Below are 22,576 nucleotides of genomic sequence, written 5' to 3'. Positions count from 1 at the left end.
GGTTTGCGCCATATCGCCGTGGTGATGGACGGCAACGGGCGCTGGGCGCAACGCCGCTTGCTGCCGCGTACGGCAGGGCACAAATATGGGGTCGATGCCCTGAAGAGCGTGGTGCGCGGCTGTATCGCGCAGGGAGTGCCTTTTCTCACGGTCTTTGCCTTTTCGTCCGAGAACTGGAATCGTCCTGCCGATGAGGTCTCGGCGCTGATGGATCTTTTCGTGCAGGCGTTGCGCCGCGAAACCCGCGAGTTGGCAGCACAGGGCGTGCGCCTGCGTTTTGTCGGCGAGCGCAGCGCGTTCGACACGCCGATGCGTGAGTTGATGCAGCAAGCCGAAGACCTGTCCGCTGGAAACACGCGTCTCGTGCTCAACGTGGCGATCAACTACGGTGGCCGCTGGGATCTGGTGCAGGCGATGCAGGCGCTGCAGGCCAGCGGCGAACCCATCAGCGAGGAGTCATTGGCGCAGCATCTGTGCCTCGCCGATGTGCCAGCACCCGACCTGCTCATTCGCACCGGCGGTGAGCGGCGCATCAGTAACTTCTTGCTTTGGCAAATTGCTTACACCGAGTTCTATTTCACCGACATTCTCTGGCCCGATTTCGACGAAAAATCGCTGGCACTCGCCATTGCCGATTACGCGCAACGCGAACGGCGCTTCGGCACGGTGCATGCACAGGCCCCTGGCCTGCGCGTGGCCTGATGCGCGTCCACAAGCTTCCATGCTGCGCACGCGCATCATCACTGCAGTCGTCCTGCTGGCGCTGCTGCTTCCCACGCTCTTCCTCGCGTCACTCTCGGTCTTCGCCCTGGTCATGGCCCTTTTTTCCAGCGCTGCCATGTGGGAGTGGGCGCGACTGGCAGGTTTCAAATCCATGGCGGCAGTGGTATGGGCCGTGCTTTGGTTGGCAACGGCGGCGGCCCTGCTGTTGCTGATGCAAGCTGGAGGTGCTGGTTCCATCGCCAATCTTCGTCCGATCCTGATGGCAGCGGCCCTTGCCTGGATCGCTCTGCTCGCTTTTTGTCTGCCGCGCGCGAACCTGCCTCGGTTTCTTGCCGTGCCTGCCGTTCTCGCGGTGCTGGGTTTTATCGTGATGTTTGCCGCATGGCTGGCCTTGCTGCTGGCCCGTGAGTCCGGCCCAGGCTTTCTCTTGTCCCTGCTCGGCATCGCCTGGGTGGCAGATATCGCTGCCTATTTCGGCGGCCGCGCTTTCGGTCGCAGCAAGCTTGCGCCGCGCATCAGCCCGGGCAAGACCTGGGCCGGGGCCTACGCCGCCTTGCTGGCGGTCCTGGTTTATGCCTGGGTGTGCAGTGCGCTACCCGGCCTGTCGGGCACTTTGCTTGCGCGCATCGATCAAACGTATGGCATGCCTGCGATGCTGGTCAGCGCCGTTTTGTTGGTCACCCTCAGCATCATGGGTGATCTGTTTGAATCCTTGCTCAAACGCCATGCTGGCGTGAAAGACAGCAGCGGCCTGCTTCCCGGCCATGGCGGCGTGCTCGACCGGGTCGATGCACTCCTGCCCCTGTTGCCCATTGCGCTGCTATTCATGGCATGAAACGCGTCGCGATTCTCGGCTCCACCGGCTCCATCGGCCAAAGCACGCTGGAGGTGCTGGCCCTGCACTCTGAAGCCTTCGAGGTGTACGCGCTGGGTGCTCAAAGGCGTGACGATCTGCTGTTGGCGCAATGCCTGCGTTTTGCCCCGCGCCTGGCCGTGCTGAGCGATGCTGCAGCGGCCCAACGCCTGCAAACGGCCCTTCGGTCTCATGGCAGCAAGACCGAAGTTCTGCAAGGCGACGCGGCCCATGTGCAAGTCGCGCAAGCGGTCGAGACCGATATCGTGATGGCTGCGATCGTCGGGGCTGCGGGGCTTGCCTCGAGCATTGCCGCCGCGCGTGCCGGCAAACGCGTGTTGCTGGCCAACAAGGAGTCGCTGGTGGTGGCGGGTGAGCTTTTCATGCAGGCCATGCAGCAAGGTGGTGGGCTGCTCATTCCCATCGACAGCGAGCACAGCGCCATTCTGCAAAGCCTGCCGGATGAGCGCAGTCACTGGCGGAGCAGCGTGCGCGACATCACGCTCACGGCATCCGGCGGACCTTTCCGCCAGGCCGACACATCGACGCTGCGCGACATCACCCCCGATCAAGCCTGCGCCCACCCGAACTGGAGCATGGGGCGAAAAATCTCGGTGGATTCCGCCACCATGATGAACAAGGCGCTCGAAGTCATCGAAGCGCATCACTTGTTCGGCATGCAGCCAGCGCAAATCCAGGTGCTGATCCATCCCCAAAGCATCGTGCATTCCATGGTTGGCTATCACGACGGCTCGGTTGTGGCGCAACTCGGCATGCCCGATATGCGCACTCCGATCGCCTACGGTTTGTCCTACCCGCAGCGCATGACTTCTGGTGCATCCTGGCTGGACTTGGCGCGCATCGGCCGTCTTGATTTCGAATTGCCGGACCCCCAGCGTTTTCCCGGTTTGCAACTGGCCTACGCCGCCCTCTCCATGCCCATGGGAGCCTGTGCCGTGCTCAACGCCGCCAACGAAACGGCGGTCGAGGCTTTCCTTCAGGGGCGGATGCGCTTCACCGATATTCATCGCGTGAACGCCGACACACTGAACGACGTCAATCTCAACGCTGTGCGCAACCTTGACGGCCTGCTGGAACTCGACCAGCAGGCACGCCAGCAGGCTCAGTCCCGTATCAACACCCTGGTTCCTTGAAGCGAGGCACAATCCACGTTGGCACCGCAAGTCGCGCGTTGCCCTGAGGAGTATCGGATGGTCACTGTGCTTGCCTTTCTTTTCGCTCTCGGCCTGCTCATCGCGATTCATGAGTATGGGCATTACCGCGTGGCGGTGGCTGCCGGGGTGAAGGTGCTGCGCTTTTCCATTGGCTTTGGCAAGCCGTTGTTGAAGTGGAAGCGTGGACCCGACCAGACTGAATTCGTCATCGCCGCCATTCCGTTGGGTGGCTTCGTGCGCATGGTCGATGAACGCGAAGGCGATGTCCCTGCCGCCGATGTGCCGCGCGCCTTCAACCGCCAGTCTCTGTTCAAACGCGCCGCCATCGTGGCGGCGGGCCCTGCTGCCAATCTGCTGCTGGCGGTGGCGCTGTTTGCGGTGGTTGCATTCGTCGGCGTGCGTCAGCCTGTTGCCCTCTTGGGCGACCCTGCTGCTGGCAGTCCGGCGGCAGTTGCCGGGGTGCGCGCAGGCGATCAGGTTGTTGCCATCACGGCCGACGGCAGTACCCAGACCGTGCAGTCCTGGTCCGATCTGCAGTTGCAATTGCTCACTGCGGCCATGGACGGGAAAACCGTGAGCATGCAGCTCAGGGCGGCTGACGGTGCCACCTCGAACGTCACCTTGCATTTTGCCGGCGCCGAGGACAAAGCCAGTCAGCCCGACTTTCTCGCCACCTGGGGCTTGCGACTGAAAAGCCCGCCGGCATTGATTCGTGAAACCATCGCCGGTGACCCCGCCGAGAAGGCCGGCATGCGCGCCGGCGATGTCGTGACGCAGGTGGATGGCAAAGCCATCAGTGGGGCTGAAGCCTTGCTCAAGGCCATCCAGGCCAGCGCTGGAAAGCCCCTGCAGTTGCTGGTGAAGCGCGGGCAACAAAACGTCGCCTTGACCATCCGTCCCCAAGTTCAGCATCTGGCGTCGAATGGCCAACGGGTCTGGCGCATTGGGGCCATGCTGGGCGGTGAAATTCCAACCGTGGTGGTCAAGAATGGACCCCTGGGTGCCGTGGTCCAGGGCTTCTCACGCACTTGGGAATTGAGCGCGCTCACGCTCAAGACGCTGGGGAAAATGGTCATCGGCCAGGCATCCCTCAGCAATCTGAGTGGACCCGTGACCATTGCGGACTACGCTGGCCGCAGTGCCGAACTCGGCTGGTTGTCCTACATCAGCTTTCTGGCCATCATCAGCGTGAGTCTGGGTGTGTTGAATCTGCTGCCGCTACCCGTCTTGGATGGGGGGCATCTCTTGTATTATGCGATCGAAGGTTTTACGCGTCGCAGTATTCCCCAGCGTTTGCAGGAAAGGCTGCAGCAAGGCGGCCTTGTCATCATTGCACTGATGATGACCATTGCGCTCTACAACGACTTCGCCCGGTTGATCGGGCCCATGCATTGATCCCAACTCCGAGGTTAATTTGAGGTTCCGTCACGCATTGCAGGGTACTGCCGTGGCCGTGTTGGCTGTGGCCTGTGCCCAGGCCTACGCCGCCGACACATTCGTCATCAAGGACATCCGCGTCGATGGCCTTCAAAGAACCGAACCAGGGACCGTCTTCAGCTACTTGCCCTTTCGCGTGGGCGACACCTACACCCCGGAGAACGGCGCTGCCGCCATTCGGGCTCTGTTCGCCACCGGGCTGTTCAAGGATGTGCGCGTCCGCACCGACAACGATGTGGTCACCATCATCGTGGAAGAACGTCCGGTGATCGCCAGTGTCGAGTTCGTCGGTACCAAGGAGTTTCCGAAAAAAACCTTGACCGAGGCGCTCAGCCAGGTGGGGCTTGGCGAGGCCCGTCCTTTCGACCAGGCCTTGGTCGACAAGGCGGTGCAGGAACTCAAGCAGCAATATCTGGCGAAGGGCTACTACGCGGCAGAGGTCACCACCACCGTGACGCCGCTGGAGCGCAACCGCGTCAATGTGCTGTTCAATGTCACCGAGGGTGAGATCGCCAAGATTCGTGCCATCCACATCGTCGGCAACAAGGTCTATAGCGAAAGCGATCTGCGCGACCTTTTCTCGCTCTCCACCCCCGGCTGGCTGAGCTGGTACACCAAGTCCGACCAGTACTCGCGTGCCAAACTCAACGCCGACCTCGAAACCTTGCGCTCGTATTACCTCGATCGCGGTTATCTCGATTTCCGCATCGAGTCGACCCAGGTGGCACTGTCACCCGACAAGAACAGCATATTCATCACCGTCAACATTCACGAGGGAGTGAAGTACTCGGTTTCAGGCTACAAGCTTGAAGGCAACTATCTCGGTCTGGCCGATGAGTTCCGAGCGCTGGTGAGGCTCAAGCCGGGCGATATCTACAGTGCCAAGCTGCTCAATGAAAGCGTCAAATCCATCGTCGAGAAATTCGGCGTCTATGGTTATGCCTTCGCCCGTGTCGAGCCCAAGCCCGAGATCAATCGTGAAACGCACGAGGTCTTCTTCACCATCGATGCCGATCCGGGCAAGCGAATCTACGTCCGTCGCATCGACATCTCCGGCAACACCCGGACCCGCGACGAAGTCATCCGCCGCGAATTCCGTCAATTCGAGGACGCCTGGTATGACGTCGACCGCATCAAGCTATCGCGCGACCGCGTCGATCGTCTGGGCTACTTCAAGGATGCAACACTCGGTACCCGCGAGGTTCCTGGCACCAGCGACCAAGCCGACTTGGACATGCATGTCACCGAAAAACCCACCGGCATGTTGGGCTTGGGCGTCGGGTTTTCCAGCGCCAACCGCATCTCATTCAACGCTTCGGTGAGCCAAGACAATATTTTTGGTAGCGGTAACAACCTGAGCGTCGACTTCAACACGTCCAGCTATTACCGAACCTTGTCGGTGTCCAGTACCAACCCGTATTTCACCCAAGACGGGATCAGCCGCACGGTCAACGCCTACTATCGCACCATCCGGCCTTATTCCAGTCAGGGCAACAACTACACGATCACGACGCCGGGTTTCAATGTCCAGTTCGGCGTGCCCTTCACCGAACTCGATCGTGTGTTCTTCGGTGCTGGCTTCGAGCAATACACCCTCGATCTGGCACCGGGCGCGCCGGCCTCCTATATCGCCTACGTCAACCAGTTCGGCAAAACCTCCTCCGGCATTCCTCTGACCATCGGCTGGCAACGAGACAGCCGCAACAGCGCGCTGGTTCCCACCGATGGGCGCTACCAGCGTCTGAGCGTGGAGTACAGCCCATTCAGCAGCTTGCGCTACGTTCGCTCAACCTATCAATTCCAGCAGTTCTTGCCGGTCACCCGGCAGACCAACCTGGCATTCAACGGGCTGGTGGGCTATGCCCATGGCTTGAATGGCAGACCTCTTCCCATTTTCAAGAATCTGTATGCCGGTGGCATCGGCACCGTACGCGGCTTCCAGCAAAGCTCCTTGGGTCCGCAAGATGCGCAAGGCAATGCACTTGGGGGGGCCAAACTGCTCGTGGCTGATTTTGAATACCAGTTCCCATTCCCGGGAACGGGCGCGGACAAGAGCCTGCGCATGTCGACCTTCCTCGACAGCGGCTATGTCTGGGGTGAGAATCAAAAGGTCAGCTTGTCGGATATGCGCGCTTCAGTCGGTGTGGCGGTATCGTGGATCTCCCCAATCGGCCCCCTGAAGTTCAGCATTGCCAAGCCCATTCGTTCGCAGCCCAGCGACAAGCTGCAAGCCTTCCAGTTCACTGTCGGTACCGCCTTCTGATCACCATCCCAAACACCATGATGTCGATGACTTGCCTGACTCGTTACACCATTGTTGCCAGTTTTTGCGCGGCAACGCTCTTTGCCAGCATGCCCGCCAACGCTCAGTCAGCGCCGGCCAAGCCCGTGGCAGCAACAGGGGCGACTGGAAAAATCGGTTTCATCAATACCGAACGTATTCTGAAAGATTCAACCTTGGCGAAAACCGCGCAGCAAAAACTCGAATCCGAGTTTTCCAAACGCGACAAGGAACTTCAGGACATGGCCGCCAAGATCAAGGCGCTGAACCAGAAACTTGAAAAAGATGGCCCGGTGATGTCGGATAGCGATCGCATCAACTCCCAGCAACAACTGGCGGACATGAACCGGGACTTTCAGCGCAAGCAGCGCGAGTTTGGCGAAGACCTGAACGCCAAGCGCAATGCCGCCCTGGCCATCGTGCTCGACAAGGCGAACAAGGTCGTGAAGGAAATTGCCGAGAAGGATAACTACGACATCATTTTCCAGGATGCCGTGTACGTTAACCCTCGCATTGACATCACCGACAAGGTCCTGAAGGCCTTGGATGCTTCCAGCAAGTAATCATGAGCGAGCAGCCCCTGGGAGCCGCAAAGGGCCTGCGGGTTGGCGAGATTGTCGCCGCATTGGGCGGCACCCTGCGGGGTGATGCGCAGCACCAGGTTCTGCGCATCGCGTCCATCGAGCGCGCCGGCGCAACCGACATCGCCTACCTCAGTCACAGCAGCAAGCGTGAGTGGCTGAGCACCACGCAAGCCGGTTGCATGGTCATGCCGCCCGATCTGGAGGCCGAGGCGCAACGTTTCCAGGCAGCCATTCTGACGCCAGACCCGTACCTGTATTACGCCCGGCTTGCCCAGTGGTTTGCCGAGTTGCAGGCTGAGTCTGAAGTGGCTGGAGTTCACGCCTCTGCCGTGGTTGAAGCGGGGGCCGCTCTGGCTCCAACCGCTGTGGTTGGCCCATGTGCCGTGATCGAGCGCGGCGCAGTGATCCATGATGCCGCCCATATCGGCGCGGGTTGCTTTGTTGGTCGCAACGCCATCATTGGCCAAGGTACGCGCTTGCATCCGCGCGCGGTGGTGCTTGCGGGCTGCACTTTGGGCGCGCGCTGCATCGTGCATTCGGGCGCGGTGATCGGGGCGGACGGCTTTGGCTATGCCCGAGATGAAAACGGCGCCGGCGTCAAGATCCCGCAAACCGGCAGCGTGCGCATTGGCAACGATGTGGAGATCGGCGCCAACACGACCATCGACCGTGGCGCGCTGGACGACACCCGCATTGGCGACGGCGTCAAGATCGACAATCTGGTGCAAATCGCGCACAACGTACAAATCGGCCCCCACACCGCGTTGGCTGGTTGCGTCGGCGTTTCGGGTAGCACGCGTATTGGCGCCTACTGCTTCATCGGCGGCGGCGTGGGCATTGCCGGGCACCTGGAGATTGCGGACCATGTCGTGATTGGCGGCATGTCACTGGTCTCACGTTCCGTGCGTCAGCCGGGGCATTACACAGGAGCCTTCCCGCTGGATACCCACCAGAACTGGTCAGAAAATGCGGCAGCGCTACGGCATCTGTCGCAACTTCGCAGCCGAGTGCGACAACTCGAAAACAAACTTGAAACACAGGCACTCCCTGACTCGACCAAACCATGATTGTTTTTGACATCAACCAGATCCAGAAACTTCTTCCTCACCGCTACCCCTTCTTGCTGATCGATCGGGTGGTGGAGTTCGAAAAGGGCAAGCGCATTTTGGGTTACAAGAATGTCTCGTTCAACGAGCCCTATTTCTCAGGACATTTTCCGCAAAAACCCATCATGCCGGGCGTTCTCGTCCTTGAGGCTCTGGCACAGGCTGCTGGCATTCTTGCCTTCGGTACCCTGGAGCAGGGTGCCGAGGAGAGTTCGGTGTACTACCTGGTGGGCATCGACGGCGCCCGCTTCAAGCGTCCGGTCGTGCCAGGGGACAGGCTCATGCTCGAGGTGGAGATGGTTCGTCAAATGCGCAGCATCTACAAGTTCGATGCCGTGGCGCGGGTTGACGACGAAATCGTGGCGCAGGCTGAGTTGATGTGTACCGAACGCCAGATCGACTGACGGGGCTGCCTTGAGCTTGATTCATCCCACGGCAATCGTCGACGGCAAGGCGCAGATCGATTCCAGCGTTCGCATCGGGCCCTTTTGCGTCATCGGCCCCGAAGTCCAAATCGGCGCGGGCACAGGGATCGGCCCGCATGTCTGCGTCCAAGGACGCACCCGTATCGGCCGTGACAACCAGATTCACGCTTACTGCTCGCTCGGCGGCATTCCCCAGGACAAGAAGTACGCTGGCGAACCGACCGAGTTGCATATCGGCGACCGCAACACCATTCGCGAATACTGCACCCTGAACCTGGGCACGGCGCAGGACGCAGGCGTCACCCGCTTGGGCGACGACAACTGGGTCATGGCCTATGTGCACTTGGCGCACGACTGCCAGGTTGGCAACCACACCGTCTTTGCCAATAGCGCACAACTGGCCGGGCATGTGCATGTCGGCGACTGGGCCGTCCTGGGTGGCTATACGGCGGTGCATCAGTTCGTGCAAATCGGTGCGCATGTGATGACCGGCCTCAGCTCCGTCGTCACGCAGGACGTGCCACCGTTCGTGCTGCTCGCAGGCAACCCTGGGGCGCCTCACGGCATTAACGCCGAAGGTCTGCGCCGACGCGGCTTCGATGTGGCGCGCATCGCCGTTTTGCGCGAGGCGTATCGCAAGCTCTATCGCCAGGGTTTGTCGCTGCAACAGGCAGTGGCCGCGCTGGCCGAGTTGCAGGCAACGCATGCCAGCAGTCGCGAAGATCTGGCGCAATTGCTCGGTTTCATCGCGGCCAGCAAGCGCGGCATTGTTCGCCCCTGAGTCAAGCTGCGGCTCTCCTGCCATGTCAGTCGGCTTCGTCGCCATGGTCGCCGGGGAACCGTCTGGGGATTTGCTGGCCTCCCATGTCCTTGCCGCACTTCGCCAGGTGTGGCCTGATGTGGCGTGCGCAGGTATCGGTGGCGAGCGCATGCGCGAACAAGGCTTCACCGCCTGGTGGTCGACCGAGCGCCTGGCCGTGAATGGCTACACCCAGGTGCTGCCACGTCTGCCTGAGTTGCTGTGGATGCGTCGGCAACTGCGTCTACGCCTGCTGCGCCAGCCACCTGCCGTGTTCGTCGCGGTCGATGCGCCCGATTTCAATCTGGGTTTGGAGCGCCGTCTGCGCGAAGCCCGCATTCCCACCGTGCACCTGGTCAGTCCATCCATCTGGGCTTGGCGGCGCGAACGTCTGCTCGGTATTACCCAGGCGGTCGATCACATGCTCTGTGTCTTTCCGTTCGAGCCTGAGCTTTATGCCCAGACCCGCGTGCGTGCCACCTATATCGGACACCCTTTGGCGGAAGTGATTCCCGACCAGCCGGATCGGCATGGCGCGCGCCAGTTGCTCGGACTGGCTCAAGATGCCCTGGTCATCGGTATTCTGCCCGGCAGCCGGCTTGGGGAAATTCAGCACATCGCTCCCAGCTTTCTCGGCGCTGCACGACGGCTGCAGCAGCGTCATGGTGCGCGTATGGTTCTGCCCGTCGCGCACCCGAGTCTGCTGCCCTTGCTGCGGCGGCAGTTGCAGGCTGTGCCGGGACTCGAGGTCCAGTTCACGCATGGCAAGTCACACGCCGTCATGGCCGCTTGCGACCTGGCCCTGGTGGCGAGTGGCACGGCAACCTTGGAATGCGCTTTGTTCAAACGCCCGATGGTGATTGGCTACCGTGTGCCCGAGCTGTCGCGGCGACTCATGGCGGGCAAGGGCTACCAGCCCTGGGTTGGTCTGCCCAATATTCTTGCGCGCGAGTTTCTGGTGCCCGAACTGCTGCAAGATGCCTGCACCCCCGACGCACTGGCCGAAGCGGCCGAAAGGCTGCTGCAAGACAGCGTGCGACGAGCGCAGTTGCAAGACCGCTTCGCCGAACTGCATGCGCAGTTGCGTCGGCCGACGGCAAGCCTTGCCGCACAGGCCATTCTCGAAGCTGCCAAGGCTGGATGAGATGATCCCCGTCGTGCAGCAACCAGCATGGCCCAACTCCGAATGCGAACTGTCCGTCGCGCACGTCGCGGGGTGTGACGAAGTGGGGCGTGGCACTTGGGCAGGCCCCGTGGTCGCGGCAGCCGTCATTCTCGATCCCCATTGCCCGATTGCCGGTTTGGCTGACTCCAAAAAGCTCTCCAGCAAGCGTCGTGAAATCCTGGATATTCAGATCCGCGAGCATTGTCTTGCCTGGAGCCTGGGGCGGGCCAGTGCCCAGGAAATTGACCAGATCAACATTCTTCAAGCCACGCTACTGGCCATGCAGCGCGCCGTGGCGGCACTCAAGCTGCAGCCTGATCTCGTGCTTGTCGACGGCAATCGCACGCCTGCACTGCCCATGCCTTGCCAGGCCATCGTCGGCGGCGATGCCACGCAACCGGCCATCAGTGCCGCCTCCATCATCGCCAAGGTCTACCGCGATCGGCTGATGCAGTCCCTAGCCAAGGATCACCCTGTTTACGGGTTTGATCGGCATTTCGGCTACGGCACAATGCAGCATCGGCTCGCCTTGCAACGCCATGGCCCCTGCGCCGAACATCGCCACAGTTTTTCCCCCATACGACACCTGATCCAACCTTGAGCGAAGGCCGCCGTGAAGCGCATCATTTCCGCTGAAAACCCATTGGTCAAAACACTGCGCGCGCTGAGCAGCGAACCCGGCGCGGTCAAACGCCTCGGCCAAGTCTGGCTCGAAGGCATTCATCTTGTGCAGGCCGCGCTCGATAGCGGCCATCATGCCGACCCCTTGGTGACGACTGACGATGGCCTGCTGCAACCTGAAATCGCAGCCCTGGTCGAGCGCGCTGGGAGCACGAACACGGTCATCCTGCATCGCGCCCTCTTCAGCTGGATTTCCACGGTGGAAAATGGCCCGCAAGTGGGCATGTTGATCGACAAACCCAAGGGCGCCAAGCCCAAGCCGGGTGCTGCGGTCGTGCTCGACCGCATTCAGGATGCGGGCAATGTCGGCACCATCTTGCGCACGGCAGCTGCGGCCGGTTGCGGCGCGGTCTATCTGCTGCGAGGCACGGCTGGAGCATGGACGCCCAAAGTCTTGCGCGCCGCCATGGGAGCCCATTTCTACTTGCCCATCTTCGAGGACGCACCCTGGGACCAGGTTGCGAACATCGTTCCACGCCCGATCTACGCCACGGCTTCCGTCGCAGATATGGGTTTGTATGAGTTGGATTTGAATCAGCCCGTGACTTGGGTGTTCGGCAATGAAGGGCAGGGCATTTCTGAGCACCTCATGGCCAAATGTTCAGCCGTCGTCCGAATTCCCCAGGCAGGGCCGATCGAATCCATCAATGTGGCCTCTGCCGCCGCGGTTTGCCTCTTCGAGGGTGTGCGCCAACGCCAGCTGGCCGAGGGCTGAGAGGCCTTTGGCGCACGCCAAGTCTCAAACTCAGCCCCAGCCAAGCTGGTGCGCAGCGTGAAGACGACGTGCCGGCGGCTCAGCATCGGCAGGGTTTGCGGGCGCTTGCATCAAAGCCAGGCTGAGTGAACCGGACGAGGCCCAGATACGTCCGGCCAAGCTCATATGGGTGACATGCAGGCGCACCTGCATGTGATCCGCCTGCTGGCGCAGGCGCGCAAATTCGGGCCATGCCTGCAATTCGCGAATGCTGCCATCAAAACTGATCTGCATGGAAGTCCCTTGAATGCCACCCTCCAGCAGGCTTTGTTCGGTGTGCGCAAAGACCGCGGCAACTGCAGTGCGCCAGCGTTTGGTTCGTGACATGCAATGCAGCCCGTCGGGCCCACTGGACAAAATCGGGTAAGGATTCCAGAGTTTGTTGATCCCCGATGAACAGGCCTGCACCCAAGGGTTCAGCGCCGGATTGGCCAACCTGGAGAGTGTCGCCGCCATATCCCCCGGATAGCGCGGGACCAGCCACTGGCGGGTCATGCTCGACATCTGGGCGGCTGTCTGCGCCACCTGATTGACTGGTTCGCCAGCGTCAAGTTTTTTCAGCAGAACGCGCGCCTGCAAAGCAGGGCCCGAGAGCATCGAGCCGCCATCGAGGCAGAGCACTTGCAGATCGGCCGGCAACCCACGACTGCGCCGCAGTTCGTGAATTTCTTCCAGATGCTGCAGTAGCAGCGTTTGCAGTGCGGCGGCAGGATCGTTGAGCGCGCGCAGGGATCCGATATAGATCAACCAGTCGGCATTGACGGCGATGTTGGGATAGAGGCGGTACTCGAGCCCTTCCACGCTGGGTGCGGCGATTTGCGCCGTGCGCAGTCGCTCGCGCCCCATATGGCGCAATTCGCCGCGTTTTTCCCGCAAGCCCTTGTCCATGAAGGTGCGCCCAGGCCATTGGATGGCCAACGGCAGGACGCGCAGGCGCGGGTGCTGCGCCATCGCGCTGGAGATGTCAGCCGCGGCATCCACCATCACCACGCCATACGGGTTTTCATGTCGCAGTGGATTGATCGGCAACGCCTGCTCCTGCTCAGGCTGGTTTTGCTGGGTGGAGGCAAACCCCAGCAGATATTCGTTTTTATTGCTTTCGTACGAAGTCGTGGCCATGGTCGGGCGAGGGGAGGAGCAGTGCGTGGGGTGGATTTGAGCGAAGCATCGCGGCCCAGACGTTGATCTCAATATTCCAACCTGTCGGGACGAATGAGCTGCAGGATCGTGGTGGCGATTTCCTCAATGGACTTATGTGTGGATGACAGCCAGCGTATGCCTTCGCGTCGCATCAAGCGCTCGGCCTCGGCGACCTCTTCCATGCAGTTGTGCAAAGAGGCATAAGTACTGCCAGGCTTGCGCTCGCGGCGAATTTCGCTCAAGCGCTCCGGCGCGATACTCAGGCCGAACAACTTGCTGCGATGCTGCGTCAGCGCCGAAGGCAGGCACATGCGGGCGAAATCTTCCGGAATCAGCGGGTAATTTGCGGCACGCACGCCATGCTGCATGGCCAGATACAAGGACGTTGGGGTTTTGCCACTGCGCGACACGCCGACCAGGATGACATCGGCCAGCGCCAAGTTGCGCGACGATTGGCCATCGTCATGCAGCAAGGCGAAATTGATCGCGTCCATCCGGTCGTTGTAGCGCGAGCTTTTGGCGATGTCGGAGAACTGCCCGATGCGGTGGTTGGACTTGATGCCGAAGGCGATTTCCAGCGGCTCGACGAAGGTCGTGAACATATCCATCACCAAGCCATTGCAAGAACGGATGACCTGAAGCACCTCGGTGTTCACCAGGGTGATGAAGACAACCGGCGGACGCCCCTCGTTGCGCGTGGCCAGGTTGATGCGCTCCACCGCCTGATGCGCCTTCTCCACCGTGTCGACGAAGGGCAGGCGCACGCGATGGGGCTGGGCGTCGAATTGCGCAAGGATGGAATTGCCGAAGGTTTCGGCGGTGATCCCGGTTCCGTCCGAGACGAAAAAGACTGAACGATTAGGCATGTTGCGTTGCACCGAAGAAAGCCGGTCCGGGCTTTAGAATCAGAGTCAAGACTCGCCTGCAGGACTTCGCCTTTTCGCGCGCCCTCAAGCACCGCGGCTACATCAAAACAGCAAAAACAACCGGTGCAGCCCCCGTGTTTGCCAAGCCCTCGCAGGACTTGCCCAGATTTCTTTCATTCTATTGAGGGTTGTTCATGTCAAATCAAAGCCAGGTGCGCTTTTGCGACACCGACTGGGTGGTGCCATTCGAGAAGTTGAGGATGCAGGACGTCGAGGTGGTGGGGGGCAAGAACGCCTCGCTCGGTGAAATGATCAGTCAACTGACGGCAAGTGGTGTTCGCGTGCCCGGTGGTTTCGCCACCACGGCCTTCGCATTCCGCCAGTTTCTGCAGCAAGGAGGGCTGGACGCACGCATCAAGCAGGCGCTCGACCACCTGGATGCCGACGATGTGCGCGTCCTGGCACGTACGGGAGCCAACATCCGGCAGTGGGTCAGCGATACGCCGCTACCCGCCGCGCTGGAAGCCGCCATCCGCGAGCATTTCAGCGCGCTGTCCGCCGCTCAACCTGACGCCAGCTTCGCCGTGCGCTCCTCGGCAACCGCCGAAGACTTGCCAGACGCCTCGTTCGCGGGTCAGCAGGAAACTTACCTCAACGTCACCGGCATCGACGCCGTACTCGACAAAGTTCGACATGTCTTCGCCTCGATGTTCAACGACCGCGCGATTTCCTACCGCGTGCATCAGGGTTTCGAGCATCACCAGGTTGCGCTTTCCGCGGGCATCCAGCGCATGGTGCGCAGCGATCTTGGCGCCGCGGGTGTGATGTTCACCCTGGACACCGAGTCCGGGTTCGAGGACGTGGTCTTCATCACCTCGTCCTATGGCCTGGGCGAGACGGTGGTGCAGGGCGCTGTCAATCCCGACGAGTTCTATGTTTTCAAACCGACGCTGCGCGCTGGCAAGGCGGCCGTCATTCGCCGCAATCTGGGCTCGAAGCTCATCCGCATGGAATTTGCGCCAGCCGGCTCGGATCGTCTCGTGCAAACCGTGGACACGCCCGCAGAACTGCGCAACCGCTACAGCCTGAGCGACGCCGAAGCCACCGAGTTGGCCGCCTTCGCGCTGACCATCGAACAGCACTATGGGCGACCGATGGACATCGAATGGGGCAAGGACGGCAAGGATGGCCAGATCTATATTCTTCAAGCAAGGCCTGAAACCGTGAAATCGCGCGCGCATGGGCGTGCCGAACAGCGCTTCACGCTGATGCAGAAAAGTACGTCTCTCGTCACCGGACGTGCGATCGGCCAAAAAATCGGAGCCGGCCCAGTCCGGGTGGTCGATTCCGTGGCCGAAATGGATCAGGTGCAGGCTGGCGACATCCTCGTCACCGATATGACCGACCCGAACTGGGAACCGGTGATGAAAAAGGCGTCGGCCATCGTCACCAACCGTGGCGGACGCACCTGCCACGCTGCCATCATTGCGCGCGAACTCGGCATACCGGCAGTCGTCGGTTGTGGCGATGCGACCGACTTGCTCAAGGATGGCATGTTGGTCACCGTCTCCTGCGCCGAAGGCGATACAGGCATCGTCTACGAAGGGTTGCTGGAGACGTCGGTGACCGAGGTCAGGCGCGGCGAGATGCCGGACATCCCCGTCAAGATCATGATGAATGTCGGCAATCCCCAACTGGCGTTCGACTTCTCCCAGATTCCCAATGGCGGTGTCGGTCTGGCCCGTCTGGAATTCATCATCAACAACAACATTGCAGTCCACCCGCGCGCCGTGCTTGAGTATCCCAACGTCGACGCCGACTTGAAGAAGGCGGTGGAAAGCGTCGCGCGCGGCCACGCCAGTCCGCGCGCGTTCTACATCGACAAACTCACCGAAGGTATCGCCACCATCGGTGCCGCGTTCTACCCGAAGCCCGTCATCGTCCGCCTATCGGACTTCAAGTCGAACGAATATAAAAAGCTCATCGGCGGTTCGCGCTACGAGCCCGATGAGGAAAACCCCATGCTGGGTTTCCGCGGCGCATCACGCTATGTCTCGCGCGACTTCGCTCAGAGCTTCGAGATGGAATGCATCGCCCTCAAGCGTGTGCGCGACGAGATGGGCCTGTCCAATGTGGAGATCATGGTGCCGTTCGTGCGGACCTTGAAGGAAGCGCGCGGGGTGATCGAACTGTTGTCGCGCAACGGGCTCAAACGCGGCGAGAACGGCTTGCGGCTCATCATGATGTGCGAGGTGCCATCGAACGCCGTGCTGGCGGCCGACTTTCTCGAATTCTTCGATGGCTTCTCCATCGGGTCGAACGACCTGACCCAACTCACCCTGGGCCTGGACCGTGACTCGGGGCTGGTTGCCGAGGCTTTTGATGAGCGCGACCCGGCCGTGCTGGCCTTGCTCAAGCAGGCCATCGGTGCCTGCCTGGCCAGCGGCAAATACGTTGGCATCTGCGGCCAGGGCCCGTCCGATCACCCCGATTTGGCGCGCTGGCTGATGGATCAAGGTATCGAGTCGATCTCGCTGAATCCGGACACCGTGGTTGCCACTTGGCAAGCTTTGGCCGTCAACCCAGCGCACTAATCTATAATCAAACGTTTTCTTTGCCGCACTGGGACTGACGCCCTGGGCGGCTTTATCCGCAAAGAAACCCCCCGTGGGTTAGAAGGAGTCCATATGCGTCATTATGAAATCATTCTCATCGTTCACCCTGACCAGAGCGAGCAAGTCCCCGCGATGGTCGAGCGCTACAAAAGCGTGGTGACCAGCAAGGGAGGCGTGGTTCATCGCTTCGAGGATTGGGGCCGTCGTCAAATGGCCTATCAGATTCAGAAACTGGCCAAGGCCCACTATCTGTGCCTGAACATCGAGGCCAATCAGGATGTGTTGCAGGAACTGGAACATGGTTTCAAGTTCAGCGATGCTGTGCTGCGCCACCTGATCGTCAAGATGGACAAGGCCGAGACCCAGCCATCCGTCATGATGCGTTCGGTTGAGCGCGAAGAGGCCCGCAAAGCACAGCCGGAGCAAGTTGCCTGAGCATCAACCGACTCGAGATTCTCGCAACGGTGATCGAGCGCGGCGCGCTGCGCTACACACCGGCTGGCGTCGAGGCGCTGGATTTGCGTGTGAACCACGCATCCACACAAGCCCTTGCCAGCCACGTGCAGCAGATCGAACTGGAGTTGCAATGCGTCGCTTTCTCCCTCATGGCGCGCAAACTTCAGCATGTGCAAGCAGGCCAGCTTCTCCATCTTGCAGGCTATCTGATGCCCAACCGCCGTGGATCTCGAACCCTGAAGCTGAACATTACCGAATGGATTTTGGAGCCTGAACATGGCCTATTTCAAGAAGACCGACCGTAAGAACAAACCCAAACGCAACCAGCAATCTTCGCTGTTCAAGCGCAAGCGCTTCTGCCGCTTCACCGTCGCCGGTGTCAAGCAGATTGACTACAAGGACCTGGACACGCTGCGCGAATTCCTGGCTGAAAATGCCAAGATCATTCCTGCACGCCTGACCGGCACGCGCTCGATTTTCCAGCGTCAACTCAATACGGCCATCAAGCGTGCGCGCTTTTTGGCCCTGATGCCGTTCTCCGACCAGCACAAGAGCTGAACAGCCAAGGACAATTCCCATGCAAATCATTCTGCTCGAAAAAGTGACCAACCTCGGCAATCTTGGCGATGTGGTCAAAGTGAAGGACGGCTATGGCCGTAACTTCCTGATTCCTCAGCGCAAGGCACGCACCGCCACGGCCCAGGCCTTGCGTGAATTCGAAGCCAAGCGCGCTGAACTGGAGAAGTTGGCTGCCGACAAATTGGCCGCTGCCCAAGCTCTCGCCGTGCAGATGGAAGGCTTGACGGTGCAACTGGTGCAGAAAGCCGGCGTTGATGGCCGCTTGTTCGGTTCCATCACCAACCACGACATTGCCGAATCCCTGGGCAAGCAAGGTTTCAACGTCGCGAAAGCCGCCGTGCGCTTGCCGGATGGTCCGCTCAAAACCGTGGGCGACCATGCGGTGGACGTGGTGCTGACCACCGACGTGACCGTGGCCATCACCGTTGCGGTGCTGGGCGAGCACGCCTGAGGGTTCTCCCGCTTCAGCAAAAAAGCCGCGCACGAGCGCGGCTTTTTTGTCTCCGATTGCCAACCATCGGCCATCCATTGCTTCCACACCCGTTCCCACTGATAAGCTCGTCACCATGCCTGCCATGATGGATTCCACCCTCGAGGGTTTGCGCACACCTCCGCACTCGGCCGAGGCCGAGCAGTCGGTTTTGGGTGGGCTCATGCTCGACAATCAGGCCTTCGACCGCGTTGCCGACATCCTGCATGTCAATTTTTTCTATCGTCATGAGCATCGGCTGATCTATCAAGCCATCAGCGGGTTGATCCAGGCCACCAAGCCCGCGGATGTCATCACCGTGCTGGAGGCCTTGCAGCTGCATGGCCAGGCGGAGTCTTGCGGCGGCCTCGTCTACCTCAATGCATTGGCGCAGGGTGTGCCGAGTGCGGCAAACATCCGCCGCTATGCAGAAATCGTTCGAGAACGCGCCATTTTGCGCAATCTCGTCACCATCAGCGACGAAATAGCCCAGAGCGCGCTCAACCCGCAGGGTAGGGCGGTGCAGCAGATTCTGGATGAAGCGGAGTCGCGAATCTTTGCCATTTCCGAAGCCGGCGCCCGCGGCAAGGCTGGTTTTCAGCCCATGAAGCAGTTGCTCGGCGAATTGCTCGACCGCGTGCAGCAACTCTCCGAGCATGGCGGCTCCGACATCACCGGCGTGGCCACGGGCTTTGCCGATCTGGACCGCATGACGGCCGGCATGCAGGCAGGCGATCTCGTCATCATCGCGGGTCGACCCTCCATGGGCAAGACCTCGCTCGCCATCAACATTGCCGAGCATGTGGCCGTCAACGAGCAATTGCCGGTGGCTGTGTTCAGTATGGAGATGGGAGCTTCGCAATTGGTGTTGCGCATCGTTGGTTCCCTGGGACGCATCGATCAATCGCATCTGCGCACTGGACAGCTCACGGAAGACGAATGGTCGCGCCTACCCGAGACCATCGAGCGCCTGGACGAGGTGCAAATCCATATCGACGAGTCGCCGGCGCTCAACCCGCTGGAGGTCCGCGCGCGCTCCAGGCGTTTGGCTCGCCAGTGCGGCAAGCTTGGCTTGATCGTGGTCGATTATTTGCAGCTCATGACCTCGTCACGCGAAGGCGAGAATCGCGCGACTGAAATTTCCGAGATTTCCCGTTCACTCAAGGCCCTGGCCAAGGAATTGCAATGCCCGGTGATCGCCTTGTCGCAGCTCAACCGCGATCTGGAAAAACGCACCGACCGCCGTCCGGTGATGAGCGATCTGCGCGAATCCGGCGCCATCGAGCAAGATGCCGACGTGATTCTGTTCATCTACCGCGACGAGGTCTACAACAAGGACTCGAAGGATCAGGGCGTTGCCGAGATCATCATCGCCAAGCAGCGTAATGGCCCGATCGGCGTGGTCAATCTTGCATTCCTGCGGCAACTCACGCGGTTCGAGAATCTGGCGCGCGAGTTCTGAGAAGAAGGGGCGACAAACCGGATGGTCTGCCACCCCTTGAATGCCATGCGCCGGGCTTACAAAATTTCCGTGGCGTGATCGGCCAGACGGCTGCGTTCGCCGCGCGCCAGGGTGATGTGCCCGCTGTGCTTCCAGCCCTTGAAACGGTCGACCACATAGGTCAGACCTGAGCTGCCCTCGGTGAGGTAGGGTGTATCGATCTGTGCGATATTGCCCATGCAGATGATCTTGGTGCCGGGGCCGGCGCGCGTGATCAGCGTTTTCATTTGCTTGGGCGTCAAGTTCTGGGCTTCGTCGATGATGACGAATTTGTTCAGAAAGGTGCGACCGCGCATGAAGTTCATGCTCTTGATCTTGATCTTCGAGCGGATGAGTTCTTGCGTCGCGGCACGCCCCCATTCACCCCCCTGGGATGCTCCGCCAGACTGGTTCAGCACTTCGAGGTTGTCGTCAAGCGCGCCCATCCAGGGGGACATTTTTTCTTCTTCGGTGCCCGGCAGGTAACCGATGTCTTCGCCGACCGGAACCGTGACCCGGGTGATGATGATTTCGTTGTAGCGTCGCTCCTCCAGCACCTGATAGAGGCCTGCCGCCAGCGCGAGCAAGGTCTTGCCGGTGCCGGCGTGGCCCGTGAGGGTGACGAAATCCACTTCCGGGTCGAGCAGCAGATTCAGCGCGAAATTCTGTTCACGGTTGCGCGCCGTGACGCCCCAGACACCGTTCTTCTGATGGCTGAAGTCGCGGATGACCTGCAGCACCGCGGTGGATGCACGAATTTCCTTCACCCTTGCATACAAGGGCGTGGCGCTGGGCGACTCCCAGTACACCGCCTGGTTCACCAGCATGGCTGAAACCAGTGGTCCCTGCAGACGGTAGAAGGGTTGACCGCCTTGCTGCCAGCTCTCCACCGACTGTGCCTGCTGCTCCCAGAAATCGGCCGGTAGCGGCAAGACGCCTGTGTAGAGCAAGTCCGCGTCGTCCAACGTTTTGTCGTTGGCATAGTCTTCCGCGTGCAGGCCCAGGGCACGTGCCTTCACACGCATATTGATGTCCTTGGACACCAGCACCACGGGTCGCTCGGTATGCGCCTGTGTCAACGCCTGCAGGACGGCCAGAATCTGGTTGTCGGCCTTGCCTTGCGGCAGGGCCTCGGGCAAGCGTGCTTCGTGCGCGCGGGTCTGGAAAAACAGCCGGCCGCGCGCTTCGCGGTGACCGGTGTGATCCAGCCTGATGCCCGACTCGATGCCGCCCTCGACACCGGCCACCAGCGCGTCCAACTCCCGGCTGGCCTGGCGTGCGTTGCGGGCCACCTCGGACATGCCTTTCTTGTGCCCATCCAGCTCTTCGAGCGTGATCATGGGTAGGTACACATCGTGCTCTTCGAAGCGGAACAAAGAGGTCGGATCGTGCATCAGGACATTGGTGTCCAGCACGAATAACTTCGCCACTTCTGCTGTCTTTTCGGCAACTCGCTTGGCAGCTTTGCGCGGTGCGTTGGGCTTGCTGGGCCGGGCGTCCGCGGATGCCTCCAATGTGCTGGTGGCCAGCGCAAATGAAGGTGCTGGATGGGACGAAACCTCGGCATTGGGCCGAATGCGCTCGGCCGTACGGGTTTGTGCTGGCTTGGCTGGAACAGCGTTGCGCGTCTGGTTGGGGCGCGCAGCCACCGCCTGGTCATCGGGCACCGACGAGGCTTTGACGAGGGAACCGAGTTTCGTGGGGGGCTGGGGCAGGGGCATGGCGATGAACTGGTGGGAAGGGGCGCAGGCGAGGGCTAGACGTTAGCGAAAACGGGGGCCGCAAAGCACACAACCGCTTTCAGCTATGACCGAAAAGCGGTTGTGTGGTTTGCGACACGGACCAACTGGCGACATACCAGCCATTTTGCGCATGGCAAAGCTTGCGCGGCGGACAGAGGCCTGTGTCCTGCTGGATTCAAAGTTGGCGTACGGCTTCGAGCACTTCTTCAACGTGACCGGCCACCTTGACGCCGCGCCATTCCTCACGGAGAACACCCTCGGCGTCGAACAAGAAAGTGCTGCGCTCAATACCCTTGACCTTCTTGCCGTACATGATCTTGTTCTTCACCACGCCGAACATGTGGCAAAGCTTTTCTTCGGTGTCGGCAATCAGGTCGAAGGGCAATTCGAGGTGAGTGCGGAATTTGTCGTGCGAGACCAGGTTGTCGCGCGAGACACCGAAGATGACGGCGCCTGCCGCTTCGAACTCCGCATAGAGGTCACGAAACTGCATGGCCTCGGTGGTGCATCCCGGCGTCATGTCCTTGGGGTAGAAATACAGGATGAGTTTTTTGCCCTGATAGTTTTTTGGGCTGAATTTGATTTCGCTGGTGGCCGTAGCCTCGAAATCCGGAACAAGCTTGTTAAGCACCAAAGCCATGAAGTCTCCTGATAGCGGGCCGTACAGGTCGGTAACGGCTGATGAATGAACCCCACCGTTACCGCATTGCGGGCTGAACGCCCACGCCTGCCGAAGTCACCCGTCAAACAACAATGCGCATTTTAGCAAGTGGAGTTACAAATCATCGCCGCGTGCAGCAATAGGCGTATCCAGCAGAGGACCAACCATCAGTCCGGCCACGACCCTGCGGCCCTCAGCGGCGAGGATGTTGTAGGTCCGGCAGGCTGCAGCCGTGTTCATGACCTCGAAACCGATGCCATGCTCCATCAACACGCGCAACAGTGCAGGTTTCGGGAACTGTTGACGGCTTCCGGTGCCGACAATGATGATTTCCGGCTCGCTTTCAACCAGGCGAGCGAAATGGCTTTCGGCAAGGGCAGTGAAGCCGTCTTGACCCCAGACCTCGGGCGGCATGTCGGAGCCAAGGCAGATGCCATGCGCATAGCGCACGCCGTTGACCTCCACGAAGCCGGGGCCTTGTGCGGAAATGGTGAACTGGGCCTGGTTCGAATCCGGTTGCAGCTTCATGAAATAGGGGTTCCGCCTTGGGGATGGCGCTTGCAAACACGTTAGATTATAGGGTTC

General features: G+C 60.6%; 23 protein-coding genes. 18 read left to right on the top strand and 5 right to left on the bottom strand.

The window, feature by feature from the left end; translation table 11 throughout:
- The first annotated feature begins 24 nt into the window (after positions 1 to 24).
- From uppS to THIX_RS17395, 12 genes are read left to right on the top strand one after another with little or no spacing between them, the layout of a single operon-like run.
- Positions 25 to 702, top strand: coding sequence for a polyprenyl diphosphate synthase (gene uppS, locus THIX_RS17450; RefSeq protein WP_112487202.1), 678 nt, complete (start codon positions 25 to 27; stop codon positions 700 to 702).
- Positions 671 to 1,558 carry a phosphatidate cytidylyltransferase gene (locus THIX_RS17445; RefSeq protein WP_233224765.1) on the top strand — a complete coding sequence of 296 codons (888 nt, stop codon included), beginning with the start codon at positions 671 to 673 and terminating at the stop codon, positions 1,556 to 1,558. The genes uppS and THIX_RS17445 overlap by 32 nt, the downstream gene beginning before the upstream one ends.
- A complete protein-coding gene (gene ispC / locus THIX_RS17440) occupies positions 1,555 to 2,730 on the top strand; it encodes a 1-deoxy-D-xylulose-5-phosphate reductoisomerase (protein ID WP_112487200.1) in 1,176 nt (391 codons plus the stop codon). Before THIX_RS17445 ends, ispC begins: the two co-directional genes overlap by 4 nt.
- 57 nt (positions 2,731 to 2,787) lie before the next feature.
- On the top strand, positions 2,788 to 4,146 hold the full coding sequence (gene rseP / locus THIX_RS17435) for an RIP metalloprotease RseP (protein WP_112487199.1): 1,359 nt from the start codon (positions 2,788 to 2,790) through the stop codon (positions 4,144 to 4,146).
- A gap of 19 nt (positions 4,147 to 4,165) precedes the next feature.
- Entirely contained in the window at positions 4,166 to 6,451 is a 2,286-nt protein-coding gene (gene bamA / locus THIX_RS17430; protein WP_112487198.1) for an outer membrane protein assembly factor BamA, read from the top strand.
- Between the two features lie 17 nt (positions 6,452 to 6,468).
- Positions 6,469 to 7,032, top strand: a complete 564-nt coding sequence (locus THIX_RS17425) for an OmpH family outer membrane protein (protein ID WP_199195327.1) — start codon at positions 6,469 to 6,471, stop codon at positions 7,030 to 7,032.
- Positions 7,033 to 7,034: 2 nt separating this feature from the next.
- Positions 7,035 to 8,120, top strand: a complete 1,086-nt coding sequence (lpxD, locus tag THIX_RS17420; RefSeq protein ID WP_112487197.1) for a UDP-3-O-(3-hydroxymyristoyl)glucosamine N-acyltransferase — start codon at positions 7,035 to 7,037, stop codon at positions 8,118 to 8,120.
- Positions 8,117 to 8,563 (top strand): 3-hydroxyacyl-ACP dehydratase FabZ, encoded by a 447-nt coding sequence (gene fabZ, locus THIX_RS17415; protein ID WP_112487196.1) that lies wholly within the window; start codon positions 8,117 to 8,119, stop codon positions 8,561 to 8,563. The genes lpxD and fabZ overlap by 4 nt, the downstream gene beginning before the upstream one ends.
- Positions 8,564 to 8,573: 10 nt before the next feature.
- Positions 8,574 to 9,365, top strand: coding sequence for an acyl-ACP--UDP-N-acetylglucosamine O-acyltransferase (lpxA, locus tag THIX_RS17410; RefSeq protein WP_112487195.1), 792 nt, complete (start codon positions 8,574 to 8,576; stop codon positions 9,363 to 9,365).
- A 22-nt stretch (positions 9,366 to 9,387) separates the two neighbouring features.
- Entirely contained in the window at positions 9,388 to 10,527 is a 1,140-nt protein-coding gene (lpxB, locus tag THIX_RS17405; RefSeq protein ID WP_112487194.1) for a lipid-A-disaccharide synthase, read from the top strand.
- Positions 10,528 to 10,540: 13 nt separating this feature from the next.
- Positions 10,541 to 11,149, top strand: a complete 609-nt coding sequence (gene rnhB, locus THIX_RS17400) for a ribonuclease HII (protein WP_233224613.1) — start codon at positions 10,541 to 10,543, stop codon at positions 11,147 to 11,149.
- Positions 11,150 to 11,161: 12 nt separating this feature from the next.
- On the top strand, positions 11,162 to 11,944 hold the full coding sequence (locus THIX_RS17395; RefSeq protein ID WP_112487192.1) for an RNA methyltransferase: 783 nt from the start codon (positions 11,162 to 11,164) through the stop codon (positions 11,942 to 11,944).
- Between the two features lie 30 nt (positions 11,945 to 11,974).
- Here the strand turns inward: THIX_RS17395 and THIX_RS17390 are convergent, their stop codons facing one another.
- Positions 11,975 to 13,102 (bottom strand): DegV family protein, encoded by a 1,128-nt coding sequence (locus THIX_RS17390; protein WP_112487191.1) that lies wholly within the window; start codon positions 13,100 to 13,102, stop codon positions 11,975 to 11,977.
- A 68-nt stretch (positions 13,103 to 13,170) separates the two neighbouring features.
- Complete coding sequence (locus tag THIX_RS17385; RefSeq protein ID WP_112488441.1) at positions 13,171 to 13,989, bottom strand: pyruvate, water dikinase regulatory protein; 819 nt, start codon at positions 13,987 to 13,989, stop codon at positions 13,171 to 13,173.
- A 194-nt stretch (positions 13,990 to 14,183) separates the two neighbouring features.
- On the opposite strand from THIX_RS17385, the gene ppsA reads away from it, so the two are divergent.
- The 6 genes from ppsA (at position 14,184) to dnaB (ending at position 19,570) form a co-directional block, all read left to right on the top strand.
- Positions 14,184 to 16,583 (top strand): phosphoenolpyruvate synthase, encoded by a 2,400-nt coding sequence (gene ppsA, locus THIX_RS17380; RefSeq protein WP_112487190.1) that lies wholly within the window; start codon positions 14,184 to 14,186, stop codon positions 16,581 to 16,583.
- A gap of 93 nt (positions 16,584 to 16,676) precedes the next feature.
- Positions 16,677 to 17,039 carry a 30S ribosomal protein S6 gene (gene rpsF, locus THIX_RS17375; RefSeq protein WP_112487189.1) on the top strand — a complete coding sequence of 121 codons (363 nt, stop codon included), beginning with the start codon at positions 16,677 to 16,679 and terminating at the stop codon, positions 17,037 to 17,039.
- Positions 17,036 to 17,365 carry a primosomal replication protein N gene (locus tag THIX_RS17370; protein ID WP_371413013.1) on the top strand — a complete coding sequence of 110 codons (330 nt, stop codon included), beginning with the start codon at positions 17,036 to 17,038 and terminating at the stop codon, positions 17,363 to 17,365. The genes rpsF and THIX_RS17370 overlap by 4 nt, the downstream gene beginning before the upstream one ends.
- The gene (gene rpsR, locus THIX_RS17365) at positions 17,337 to 17,618 is read left to right on the top strand and encodes a 30S ribosomal protein S18 (protein WP_112487187.1); all 282 of its coding nucleotides are present in this window, start codon (positions 17,337 to 17,339) and stop codon (positions 17,616 to 17,618) included. Before THIX_RS17370 ends, rpsR begins: the two co-directional genes overlap by 29 nt.
- A 19-nt stretch (positions 17,619 to 17,637) precedes the next feature.
- A complete protein-coding gene (gene rplI, locus THIX_RS17360; protein ID WP_112487186.1) occupies positions 17,638 to 18,090 on the top strand; it encodes a 50S ribosomal protein L9 in 453 nt (150 codons plus the stop codon).
- A 115-nt stretch (positions 18,091 to 18,205) separates the two neighbouring features.
- Positions 18,206 to 19,570, top strand: a complete 1,365-nt coding sequence (dnaB, locus tag THIX_RS17355; RefSeq protein ID WP_112487185.1) for a replicative DNA helicase — start codon at positions 18,206 to 18,208, stop codon at positions 19,568 to 19,570.
- Positions 19,571 to 19,626: 56 nt separating this feature from the next.
- Here the strand turns inward: dnaB and THIX_RS17350 are convergent, their stop codons facing one another.
- From THIX_RS17350 to THIX_RS17340, 3 genes are all read right to left on the bottom strand, one after another.
- On the bottom strand, positions 19,627 to 21,309 hold the full coding sequence (locus tag THIX_RS17350; RefSeq protein ID WP_112487184.1) for a PhoH family protein: 1,683 nt from the start codon (positions 21,307 to 21,309) through the stop codon (positions 19,627 to 19,629).
- A gap of 196 nt (positions 21,310 to 21,505) precedes the next feature.
- Positions 21,506 to 21,970 carry a peroxiredoxin gene (locus THIX_RS17345; protein ID WP_112487183.1) on the bottom strand — a complete coding sequence of 155 codons (465 nt, stop codon included), beginning with the start codon at positions 21,968 to 21,970 and terminating at the stop codon, positions 21,506 to 21,508.
- A gap of 135 nt (positions 21,971 to 22,105) precedes the next feature.
- The gene (locus THIX_RS17340) at positions 22,106 to 22,519 is read right to left on the bottom strand and encodes an Mth938-like domain-containing protein (protein WP_112487182.1); all 414 of its coding nucleotides are present in this window, start codon (positions 22,517 to 22,519) and stop codon (positions 22,106 to 22,108) included.
- Positions 22,520 to 22,576 lie beyond the last annotated feature (57 nt).

It is taken from the genome of Thiomonas sp. X19 (genome assembly GCF_900089495.1).
Lineage (GTDB): Bacteria > Pseudomonadota > Gammaproteobacteria > Burkholderiales > Burkholderiaceae_C > Thiomonas_A.
This window is presented reverse-complemented; position numbering and strand designations above follow the sequence as displayed.

Bases quoted from the DNA above. Each gene is read 5' to 3' on its own strand.
- uppS (WP_112487202.1), top strand. From the start codon at position 25: ATGGACGGCAACGGGCGCTGGGCGCAACGCCGCTTGCTGCCGCGTACG.
- THIX_RS17445 (WP_233224765.1), top strand. From the start codon at position 671: ATGCACAGGCCCCTGGCCTGCGCGTGGCCTGATGCGCGTCCACAAGCT.
- ispC (WP_112487200.1), top strand. From the start codon at position 1,555: ATGAAACGCGTCGCGATTCTCGGCTCCACCGGCTCCATCGGCCAAAGC.
- rseP (WP_112487199.1), top strand. From the start codon at position 2,788: ATGGTCACTGTGCTTGCCTTTCTTTTCGCTCTCGGCCTGCTCATCGCG.
- THIX_RS17425 (WP_199195327.1), top strand. From the start codon at position 6,469: ATGATGTCGATGACTTGCCTGACTCGTTACACCATTGTTGCCAGTTTT.
- lpxD (WP_112487197.1), top strand. From the start codon at position 7,035: ATGAGCGAGCAGCCCCTGGGAGCCGCAAAGGGCCTGCGGGTTGGCGAG.
- fabZ (WP_112487196.1), top strand. From the start codon at position 8,117: ATGATTGTTTTTGACATCAACCAGATCCAGAAACTTCTTCCTCACCGC.
- lpxB (WP_112487194.1), top strand. From the start codon at position 9,388: ATGTCAGTCGGCTTCGTCGCCATGGTCGCCGGGGAACCGTCTGGGGAT.
- THIX_RS17390 (WP_112487191.1), bottom strand. From the start codon at position 13,102: ATGGCCACGACTTCGTACGAAAGCAATAAAAACGAATATCTGCTGGGG.
- THIX_RS17385 (WP_112488441.1), bottom strand. From the start codon at position 13,989: ATGCCTAATCGTTCAGTCTTTTTCGTCTCGGACGGAACCGGGATCACC.
- ppsA (WP_112487190.1), top strand. From the start codon at position 14,184: ATGTCAAATCAAAGCCAGGTGCGCTTTTGCGACACCGACTGGGTGGTG.
- rpsF (WP_112487189.1), top strand. From the start codon at position 16,677: ATGCGTCATTATGAAATCATTCTCATCGTTCACCCTGACCAGAGCGAG.
- rpsR (WP_112487187.1), top strand. From the start codon at position 17,337: ATGGCCTATTTCAAGAAGACCGACCGTAAGAACAAACCCAAACGCAAC.
- rplI (WP_112487186.1), top strand. From the start codon at position 17,638: ATGCAAATCATTCTGCTCGAAAAAGTGACCAACCTCGGCAATCTTGGC.
- dnaB (WP_112487185.1), top strand. From the start codon at position 18,206: ATGCCTGCCATGATGGATTCCACCCTCGAGGGTTTGCGCACACCTCCG.
- THIX_RS17350 (WP_112487184.1), bottom strand. From the start codon at position 21,309: ATGCCCCTGCCCCAGCCCCCCACGAAACTCGGTTCCCTCGTCAAAGCC.
- THIX_RS17345 (WP_112487183.1), bottom strand. From the start codon at position 21,970: ATGGCTTTGGTGCTTAACAAGCTTGTTCCGGATTTCGAGGCTACGGCC.
- THIX_RS17340 (WP_112487182.1), bottom strand. From the start codon at position 22,519: ATGAAGCTGCAACCGGATTCGAACCAGGCCCAGTTCACCATTTCCGCA.